4 protein-coding genes are annotated in these 10,566 nt (G+C 59.4%); 3 read left to right on the top strand and 1 reads right to left on the bottom strand.

What is annotated here, in order from left to right; genetic code table 11:
- The first annotated feature begins 366 nt into the window (after positions 1–366).
- The 3 genes from QP802_RS09900 to QP802_RS09890 all read left to right on the top strand — a co-directional run bounded on the left by QP802_RS09900 (position 367) and on the right by QP802_RS09890 (position 9,773).
- Complete coding sequence (locus QP802_RS09900; protein ID WP_256021583.1) at positions 367–1,068, top strand: DUF3800 domain-containing protein; 702 nt, start codon at positions 367–369, stop codon at positions 1,066–1,068.
- Positions 1,069–1,781: 713 nt separating this feature from the next.
- Positions 1,782–8,006, top strand: a complete 6,225-nt coding sequence (locus QP802_RS09895; protein WP_284818613.1) for a G5 domain-containing protein — start codon at positions 1,782–1,784, stop codon at positions 8,004–8,006.
- Positions 8,007–8,210: 204 nt separating this feature from the next.
- Positions 8,211–9,773, top strand: a complete 1,563-nt coding sequence (locus QP802_RS09890) for an alkaline phosphatase (protein WP_284818611.1) — start codon at positions 8,211–8,213, stop codon at positions 9,771–9,773.
- Positions 9,774–9,787: 14 nt separating this feature from the next.
- Here the strand turns inward: QP802_RS09890 and QP802_RS09885 are convergent, their stop codons facing one another.
- Positions 9,788–10,447 carry a hypothetical protein gene (locus QP802_RS09885; RefSeq protein WP_284818609.1) on the bottom strand — a complete coding sequence of 220 codons (660 nt, stop codon included), beginning with the start codon at positions 10,445–10,447 and terminating at the stop codon, positions 9,788–9,790.
- Positions 10,448–10,566 lie beyond the last annotated feature (119 nt).

Below are 10,566 nucleotides of genomic sequence, written 5' to 3'. Positions count from 1 at the left end.
ACGAGCACTTTCCCGCCGTAGGCCCAGGCAGGGCCGGGAATCCATATGCAAAAAGCACACATTTTGTCGCTTAACCCGTACACACCAGCTTGGATGGCGGGCTTCTCCGCGCCCCGTCAGAATAGTTCCCCGAGATTCGCGGTCGCCGGAACTATTTTAGGCGACCATTCCGACGACCTGGGGAAACACCGCAGTTGAGCGCCGAAAACCGGGGCTGAGGCCAAAGTAGTTCCCGAGCCCGGGAACTATCTCGGACGTGCACAGACAATCGACCACGTGCGTATTGTCAGGCGTAGACCGAGCACAGACCGAGCAGATTACGGCGCAGAAAGGGGACTAGCGTGACGGATTGCTAGGGTGATCCATGTGTTGCATGCATTTATTGATGAATCCGAGCACAAGGATAAATACTTCACCCTCACCGTCTTGATCGTGGAGGACGAAAACCTTTTACGCCTTGAGCAAGAATTGGATGCCTTGCTTGCGGACTATGCCGAGACCACCGGCTGCGTCAATATCGATGCTGAGTTGCATGGATACGACATGATGCAGCAAAAACGAGATTGGGATGGGGTTCCAATCAGAATCGCGAGATCGATTTATCTACGCGCTCTTGGGACAATAAACATGCTTGCATCTGCCATGTTCGTGGAGACCATTGACCGACATGAGCAAGCAAAGAAATATCGAAATGCTTACAATCCACGAACGGTAGCAATCGGCTACATATTGGAGCGCGTGAATGAGTATGCCTCAAAAAGAAACGAGATTGCGAAGTGTTACCTCGATGACCACTACACCGCTCCGGAAGGGCGTAAAGAATTCATCGAGTATAAAGCCAAGGGGACATTCGGCTACCGAAGCTCCAAACTTGCCAATATAGAAGAAATGGAATTCTATGACTCACGGTCGGAGCGGGGGTTACAAGCCGCTGACCTCTGCTGTTATGTTTATCAGCGGCGTCTCAACGTGAAAGTCGGTAACCCAAAAATGCTCGCAACCCAAGAAAAGATGTGGGGGGCGATTGAAAACATTGTTAAAAGCGGTAGGCAACGAATTTGGCCGTAGACGCACAAAAACCCCGCACGGCGGGGTTTCTGGCAATGTGGAGTTGCGCACGGCGCGCAATCTCTACAATCAAAATGCTAGCTAGTCGGTGATGGAAAAACAAGATTCAGCGCGGTAAAAGCACGCAAGATGTAAAAAACTGCCGGGTGTCTCGTAGAGCGGCGTTCAGCCTGCTAGCGCATTATGGGGTGGGGAGATTCAGCGAGCAGACGCTGGGGTGGGCATGCCTGTCGGTTCAGGACGAAACGGAGATCAACAAATGGGCACGTCGAAAGGGATCGTACAGGTTCCATGGCGAGCTGTGGCAATGAAGTAGCAGCTTCACGACGTCCCCGGTGAAAACTTAACTTCACTTATATTCATAAGGCGTAGGACGCAGGCAGCGCTTCACGATGCATCGCAGGGCCCGCCCCACTTATCGACGCCCACTTCGCCACACTCCCCGTTCCCACCACTACAGACGCGTGTTTGGCGAGCCAAACAAAACTCACCCCCGCCCGTGCAAAAACGCGAATACTCAGGGTGTTTTCCGGTCTCATGGGCGTTCGCGGTGGGGGTGCTGTGAACTCTATATCGACATGCGTTATACCAATTTACTAGAATAGACGCTTATCTGCTGCTTGAAATACCATGTCAGTGGCACTTTTACACCAAATTCAGGAACCTGGTTGTTTTTATCAGTTTCTTCTGAAGTATTTATGAGGAGTAAATTAATGGCCGAATCATCTCGGCGTTTACGTAAGTCAACGTCTACTAGCATCGCGGCAACATCTGCGATTGCGCTCGCGCTTGGTGGCCTGAGCGTCGTCGGACCGGGCCCGCTGGCACCGTACGCTGCGGCGGAAGAGAGCGCGGAAGGCGGCGATGGGACCACGTTCACCGGCGGTATTCGTGACAAGTCTGGCGCGGTGGAGAAGGACACCCAGAAAGCATCTGACCTGCCTGCCGGATCATGTGTTGTTTCAGAGGCCGACACCGCTGAACACAGCCAGGCTGGTTTCAGCTGGAACACCCACGAGCCGGGTACAGACAGCACCGACAAGACCTTGTGGGGGCTGAGCGTCTCCTTTGATAACTCGAAGGACCGCACGTTCGCCGATTGGTCCTTCACCAATGGGGGGAACCTTGGCAAGTTCTTGGGTACCGACAATGTGCCTTCCATGGAGGCCGGACAGACCTTCCTTGACGAGAGCGTCACGCACAAGGCTGACGAAAGCATCGACATTACTGGTTCTCGCGACCAACGAAACCTGAATCTCTACGCAGCGCTGACCGATGCGAAAGTCAAGCAGTTCGCTTCGGCCACTGCCGACAATCCCGTGCGCTATGCCTGGCAGGGCAACTACACGAAGGACCATACTTCGGGCCTGAGAGCCACGCGAGGTGGCAGCGCGGCATTCAGCGCTGTTGTAAACCCGTGGCCGAGCGAAAATATCGAATGTAACCCGATTACGGTGTCGTGGGAGAACTGGGAGAAGCACGTCATCGTCCCCGGGCCTGAGGGCGAAACCAAGGTCGGCAAGATCAACATCCCGACTGTGACCGGCCAGGGCACGGATGACTCCATGTCCCGCATGGTCGTGGAGGCCTACGACGGCAACGGCAAGTTCATCGGCACCACGGACCCGGCAGTCTCTGGCGGTGAGCAGCTCCTGCGCGTCGATAAAAAGACCGGTGAAATCTTCTTCACCTGGCCGGAGTACCGCGGTACTGACCTGGCGACCGACAAGAACGTCACCTTCTCCGTTCTGGCAAAGCCGCGTAGCGTGGATCAGCTCAAGGCTGCAGCTAAGAACAACAATGAGTACCTCGAACATGATGGAGCCTTCGACAGCTCCAACTCGTTGGATCGCTACAGCAAGGCGAACGTCATCGGCTCGAAGGCGTTCTCGCTGGACGACACCGAGTACCACGACCCGAAGTACGACAAGACGGACGCGTCGATCATCTCCGGCGTCGATAGTGCTACCGGTCCTCTTGCTACCGAGCCGCAGAAGGTCACCTTCACCCAGACCCCTGACCTGATCAAGGACCTGGCGAAGAAGAAGGATCAGAAGGGGTTCGAAGCCAAGGCCACTCTGGACGAGAAGTACGTCTACGAGGGCTGGAGTGTCGAGATGGACGAGGACTACAACGTCACCGTCACCGCTCCGGAGGAGCCACGCCCGGGCACCTTTGCGCGCCCTGTGGTGACGGTCGAGTACTCCAACGGCTCCACGGACGAGCTGGAACTCCTCGTGGTTGTCGACCCGAACAACACCCAGGTCACCGACCTGGTGCGTCCGGGTCTGACGAAGGGCACCATCGGTAAGGAGCTCACCGCCCAGGTGGGTACCAAGTCGATCATGAAGGGCCACAAGCCGGTTCACCCGGCTAAGTTCGAAATCGATGAGTCCACCGTGCCTGAAGGCTGGAAGGTGACGGTCGATGAGACCGGCAAGGTCACCGCGAAGGCGGACGACACTGTGGCGCCGGGCACCATCATCACCCCAACGGTGAAGGCGACGTACCCTGACCAGACCACGGATGAGATCGAGACCCAGTTCCAGGCGATCGTCGACATCAAGATCCCCGAGTACGACACGGTGACGAACAAGCCGAACGCTAAGGTCAGCCTTACGCCGAACGTCCCTGAGCGTGGTTTGAGCGGTAACACGACCGATGAGGCACCGGAGCGATACACCTTCGAGGACGAGAAGACCGAGATCACCCTCACGAGTAAAGAGGGCAAGACGTGGACCGTAAAGATCGACGAAAAGACCGGTAAGATCACCACGACGATCCCGAAGGATGCACCGGAAGGTGACATCCTTGACGTGCCGGTTCTCGCGCACTACGAGAATGCGGATAAGCCGCAGAACGTCAAAGGCACCGTCGTTGTGATCAAGGGCGACGTTGCTCCGGTGTATGACGTGCAGGTCACCGGCCCGAACCAGGCTATTGATCACCAGGTGACGGGTGCGCCGGAAGGCTCTACGTACTCCTTCGGTAACGACGAGGACGGCAATCCGGTCACGGAGCAGGAAGTCGACGGCTGGAAGTACACCATCGACCCGAAGACCGGTGTTGTGTCTTCCACCCCGCCGGCAACCGCTAAGCCGGGTGACAAGAAGACCATCACGGTTACGGTCCAGACTCCGGACGGTTCCCGCCCAGAGGTCCCCGTCACCACTGTGGTGAAGCACACCAACAGCTGGGAAGCTGAGCCGGTATACCCCGTGGAAACCGTCTACCCGGGTGAAGCTGCAACGTTGCCAGTTGATCTTCAAAAGCCGGAGGACGTCAACGTCGCGAAGGAAAACCCCTACAAGCTGGGCGATGTTCCGGCTGGTTGGAATGTCAGCATTGACGACAATGGCCGGATCACTGCAACCGCACCTGCGGATGCAAAGCCGGGCACGCAAGTCAAGATTCCGGTCACCGTGACTTACGAAGACGGTTCTACGGATATTGCATACGCTGTCGTCAATGTCCTCGGACTTCCGGAGCGTGAGGAACCGTTCGAGGTCGAGTACAAGTTCGACGAGTCCCTCCCTGCTGGTGAGTACAAGGTCGAAACCAAGGGTGAGCCGGGTGCAGCCAAGATGCACAAGGACGGTACCTGGGAGCGTACCAAGGCACCGAAGAACGAGGTCGTCGTTATCGGCACCAAGCCTGCCGAGAGCGCCAAGAACGTGACCTGGAAGTTCCCGATTCCGTACCCGACTGAGGTTCGCGAGAACCCGGAGCTCAAGCCTGGCGAGATGAAGACCGTCCAGGAAGGCGTGAACGGCGAGAAGATCTACACCGCTAAGTTCACCTCCAAGGGCTCTGAGGCTCAGGTTGCTGAGGATGAGACCATCAAGGAAGCCAAGCCGCGCATCATCGAGGTCGGCCCGGGCATCCCTGATCAGGAACTGACGAGCAAGAAGACCCAAGAGGTCCCGTTCGAGATCGAGTACGTCTACGACGACACCCTCGAGTCCGGCAAGCAAGTTGTCGACGAAGAGGGCGTCCCGGGTGAGCAGACGATCACCTCCACCCAGAAGATCAAGGACGGCAAGCCGGACGGCGAGCCGAGCATCAACATCGAGCAGACCAAGGCCCCGAAGAAGGCCAAGATTCGCATCGGTACCAAGACCGCCGGTGAAACCAAGAAGACCGTTGAGTCTGAGGTTCCGTTCGGCGTGAAGATCGAGTACGACCCGAACATGCCTGCTGGCACGTCCGAGGTTGTTACTGAGGGCAAGCCGGGTAAGAAGACCACCACGGTCACCCAGAAGGTCACCAACTCCCAGCCGGATGGCGAGGCCACCGTAGAGGAGAAGGTCACCGAGCAACCTGTCGATCAGGTGATCAAGGTCGGCACCAAGCCGTCCGAGACCTCTGAGAAGGTCGAGTGGAAGGCACCAGTTCCGTTCGAGGTTGAGACCCGTCCGAACAAGGATCTGAAGCCGGGTGAGATCAAGGTCGTCCAGAAGGGCGAGCCGGGTGAGAAGACCTACACGGCCAACTTCACCTCCAAGGGCGACGATTCTTCCGTGAAGCCTGAGGAGAAGCAGACCAAGGACCCGGTCAAGGAGATCATCGAGTACGGTCCGACCACTCCTGACCAGACGCTGACGTCGACAAAGACACGCGAGGTCAACTACGAGACCGAGTTCATCGTGGACAACACGGTGCCGGTCGGCCAGACCAAGGTCGAGCAGGAAGGCGAGAAGGGCGAGGAGCTGATCACCTCGACCCAGAAGATCAAGGATGGCAAGCCAGACGGCGAGCCGAACATCACCGTCGAGCAGACCAAGGCACCGAAGAAGAAGATCGTCCGTGTCGGTTCCATGACCAATGGCACGTACGAGCTGGAAGAGAAGCTGCCGATCCCGTTCGACACCGTCGTTGAGTACGACCCAGAGATTCCTGCTGGCGAGTACAAGATCGTCACCAAGGGCCAGCCTGGTGAGAAGACCACCAAGATCACCCAGAAGATCGAGAACAGCAAGGTTGTTGATGCCAAGCGCGGCGAGACGACCAACTCTGAGCCGGTCACCGAGGTCATCAAGGTCGGTACCAAGCAGGCAACTGCGTCCGACAAGGTCGAGTGGAAGGAACCAATTCCGTACCCGACGGAGCTGCGCCCGAACTTGAACCTTGCCCCGGGTGAGGTGCGAGTCGTCCAGCAGGGTAAGGACGGCGAGGCAACGTACACCGCGACATTCACCGGCACTAACGGCGAGGCCGCCAAGACGGAGGAGACGGCTCGCACCGAGCCGACTCCGCGGATCGTCGAGTTCGGCCCGGGCCTTGAGGACGACAGCGTCGTCTCCAAGACCACCCGCCTGGTCGAGTTCGAAACTGAAATCGTCGAAGACCCGAACCTTGAAGAAGGCAAGCAGGTCATCGAGCAGGGCGAGTTCGGCGAGGAGGTCGTCACCTCCACGCAGAAGCTTGTCGATGGCAAGCCATCCGGCGAGCCTGAGGTGAAGACCGAGCGCACGAAGGAGCCGAAGAAGGCGATCATCCGCGTTGGCACCAAGAAGCCTGCGGATCCAACTCCGCCGACGCCTCCGACCGATGAGCCGGAGCAACCGACGCCTCCGACCGATGAACCAGGGCCGTCGATCGATCCAAAGGAAGTCAAGCTTCCATTCACCACGAAGATCATCTACGACGAGACCCTCGAGCCTGGTCAGGAAATCGTGGACCAGGAAGGCGCAAACGGCAAGGTTGAGGTGACCGTCGAAAAGGGTCAGCCTTCCGTGAAGGTCGTCAAGGAGCCAGTCGAGAGGATCATCCGTGTTGGCACCAAGCCACCTGCGGATATCGAGTGGAACGAGCGAATCCCGTTCGAGGTGAAAGTCAAACTTGACCCAACCATCGAGGCTGGCAAGCACAAGGTCGAGCAGGAAGGCAAGCCAGGCCTGGTTCACCACAAGTCTGACGGCACCGAAGAAACGCTCGTAGAGAAGCAAGATCACGTCATCCTCATCGGCACCAAGAAGCCGGGCGATGATCCGGAGAACCCGGAGCAGCCTGAGCAGCCGACGCCTGGTGGCGACCTGGAGATCAAGGTCCGCTACACCACCCGGATTGTCTACGACCCGAACCTGAAGCCAGGCGAGGAAGTCGAAGACGTTGCGGGTAAGGACGGCCGCTACACCATCAAGGTTGTCGACGGCAGCCCCGTCGCCGAAATGGTAGAGAAGCCAGTTGAGCGCGTTGTTCGCGTTGGCACCAAGCCACCTGCGGGCACCAGCTGGACTGAGGAAGTCGCCTACGACTACGAGGTCGTTGAGGACCCGAACCTCGAATCGGGCAAGCACGAGGTTGTGCAGCCGGGTAAGCCTGGTCAGCGCATCCATAAGGAAGACGGCAGTGTCGTCGAGGTTGCTCCGCAGAAGCTGATCATCAAGGTCGGCACGAAGAAGAGCCCAGCTGACCCGACCGATCCGTCGAAGCCAACCGAGCCTTCGACGCCTGCTGAGCCAGGTGCCAACGGTTCCTCGGAGAAGGCAAAGCGCTGTGCGGCGAACGCGTTCGCGGTCAACAGCCCGTTGCTGTGGCTGCTGCCAATCGGCCTCCTTGCTGGTATTGGCTACGGCGTGAACGAAGCGTTCGGTCCGCAGCTGCAGCAGGCTGGCGCTGAGCTGAACGCCCGCTTCCAGGAGTCCATGCCGAAGCGTGACTGGGGCCACGGTCAGCAGGGTCGCCGGCACGAAGACCCAGAATGGGTCCGTGAGCTGCGCGTGAAGGCAGACGCCGTCAACCGCCAGTTCGCTGGCTACGGCGAGCAGCTGCGCCCGCTGGGTATCGCGCTCGGCGCGATTGCTGCGGTCAGCATGCTGGGCGTCCTGATCGCCCAGGCGTGTGAGGAGGACGGGTTCAATAATGGCCTGACCATCCTCGGTTCGTCGAAGGGCGACACGCCTGCCGACAAGGCCGGTTCTTCTGAGCAGAAGTAAACCGCGCAGAGCCGAATGAAAGGCGCCACCCACACCGGGTGGCGCCTTTTGGCGTTCCACAACCGTTGAGGGTTTGCTCAGCGTTCACCCAAAATTGCGCCAAACATAACCGGAATGTCTCCGGAAACTCACATTGCTTTCGCAGAATCGATACGTCGCCAACCCGGCGGCTCGAACCAAGTACTGAATCTGTGAAGGAAACTCATGGCTTTTACCAACCCACGTGTCGCCGCTGCAGCAACGTCCGCAGTGGTGGCGCTCGCTGTCGTCGCAACGCCTGCAAACGCCGCTGAACCAAAGGCACCGAAGAACATCATCTACATGGTCGGCGACGGCATGGGCTACAACCACGTCGCAGCAGCCAACCTGTGGCAGACTGGCCAGTCCAAGTGGATGCTCAACGGCGAAAACAGCATCAACAGCATCTCCAACGTCGACGGCAAACCAGTCCAGGCCTTCGAGCAGGAGGACAAGGGCTGGAAGCACACTTCCATGACCACCTTCCAGTACGGCAACGAGTACGACGAAATCAAGGCGTGGAGCGACCGCGACTGGATTAACAAGAACTTCACCGACTCCGCCGCAGCCGCCACCGCCATGGGCACCGGCGTCAAGACGGACAACGGCAAGATCGGCGTCGACCACAAGGGTGAGAAGCTGGAGAACACCTCCCAGCGCGCCGTGAAGCAGGGCAAGGCCGCCGGCGTCGTGTCCTCCGTGCCGTTCAACCACGCCACCCCGGCAGGCTGGGGCGGCCACAACGAGAACCGCAGCAACTACACCCAGCTCGCCGACGAAATGCTCGGGCCCGACAGCCCGCTGTCCGTGATCATGGGTGCTGGCCACCCACTCTACGACGACAACGCCCAAAAGACCGACAAGTTCAACCCGAAGTACATCACCGAGGAGACCTACAACAAGGTCGCCAACGGCGAAACCGACTGGAGCCTCGTCACCGACCAGGCGGACTTCGAGTCCCTCGCCAAAGCCGCCAACAAGGACGCCAAGAAGGTCTTCGGCCTCGCACCTGTGGCGAACACGCTGCAGCAGGGCCGCGCAGGCTCCGACGGCGAAGACAAGGCAAATGTCGGCCCGTACCTGACCGAGTTCAACAAGGGCGTGCCAACCCTGGCCACCATGTCGCTCGGCGCCCTGAACACCCTCAACCAGGACAAAGACGGCTTCCACCTCATGATCGAAGGCGGCGCCATCGACTGGACCGGCCACGCCAACACCATCGGACGCTCCATCGAAGAGACCATCGACTTCTTTGACGCGGTAGAGGCCGTCGAAAAGTGGGTCGAGGCGAACTCCTCCTGGGAAGACACCCTGCTCATCGTCACCGCCGACCACGAAACCGGCTACCTCGCAGGCCCGCAGGACCCGTCCAAGTACAGCGAGCTCAGCGGCGAAAAGGGCGCCAAGCCGGAGCACACCTACAACTCCGACAACCACACCAACCAGCTCGTCGGCTTCTGGTACAAGGGCGCAGGCTCCGACGACATCTACGAAGAGGCCACCAAGCACACCGACAAGATCCGCGGCTCCTACATCGACAACACCACCGTCGCCCGCCTCACCCTGGACAAGTGGTGGAACGGCGAAAAGCCAGCAGACAACAAGAAGCCTGCCGACGGCTCCTCCGCCGACTCCCCGTGGCTCATCGCCATCCTGTCCATCCTCGGAGTCGCCGGTCTGCTGGCTGTGATCGCACAGGCAGCACCATCCCTGGTGGACAACCTGCGCACGCAGCTGCCTAAGTTCTAGCAGCTACTACCTGTCTACATAGGAAGCATCGGCAACTTCACGCCGAGCTTCGGCAACGCGGCAATCAGGCCAATGATCGCGAGCACCGCCGCGATCACGCCACCAACAATCGCCGCCACGTTCAGCTCCGGCTCCGCCGTCGGGTACGCAACATCCGCCTGGGCGCCCTTCGCGCAGGCAGCGGCCGCGGCGGAGTCGGCGTCGTCAAGCATTGCCTGCTTCTCGGCGACCTTCCCAGCTGGCGTGGCGGCCCACGCCTTATACAGCGCCTCATCACTCTTCTCGACGCCAAACGGCACCTCAGCGCGCTTCATCTCCGGACCGACCTGGCGCTTGGCCGGGTCGATGCCCTCGAGCGTGCGTTCCTTCGTCGGCTTCGTCTCCTTCACCGTCTTCTGTGCCTCGGCGTACTTCTCGGCGAGCTTGGTTGGGCGCTTCGTGGCGTCCGGGTAAGCAGTATCCACGGCGGCCACGAAGTCGCGTGCCTGCTCATGCAGCCCAATCGCCTTCGACGCTTCGAACCAGGCCCTCACGAAGCGCTGCTCGGCGAGTGAAAGCTGCACCGTGCACATGCCGTCCTTGTCCTTCACGTTCACCGTCGCTGCGTGGGCAGGTGCGGCAATGGTGCCGAGCGCGATCGCGGTCGCTGCGGCACAGGTAACGATTCGTTTCATGGTGTCCTCCTTGAGGTCGAGTGGGTGTACTGGGCGTACGTGTTTAGTTTCCGACACCGCATGTTGCGACAGCGTTAACGTGGGAATCCGGGGGTAGGTGGGGGTGGTTTGCGGCTGGT

The sequence above is a fragment of the Corynebacterium sp. UMB10119B genome (assembly GCF_030228125.1).
Classification (GTDB): Bacteria; Actinomycetota; Actinomycetes; order Mycobacteriales; family Mycobacteriaceae; genus Corynebacterium; species Corynebacterium pseudogenitalium.
The sequence above is the reverse complement of the archived record's forward strand: the minus strand, read 5'-3'. Positions and strand labels throughout refer to the sequence as shown.

Excerpts from the sequence above, each read along its gene's own strand:
- QP802_RS09895 (WP_284818613.1), top strand. The coding sequence starts at position 1,782 with ATGGCCGAATCATCTCGGCGTTTACGTAAGTCAACGTCTACTAGCATC.
- QP802_RS09890 (WP_284818611.1), top strand. The coding sequence starts at position 8,211 with ATGGCTTTTACCAACCCACGTGTCGCCGCTGCAGCAACGTCCGCAGTG.
- QP802_RS09885 (WP_284818609.1), bottom strand. The coding sequence starts at position 10,447 with ATGAAACGAATCGTTACCTGTGCCGCAGCGACCGCGATCGCGCTCGGC.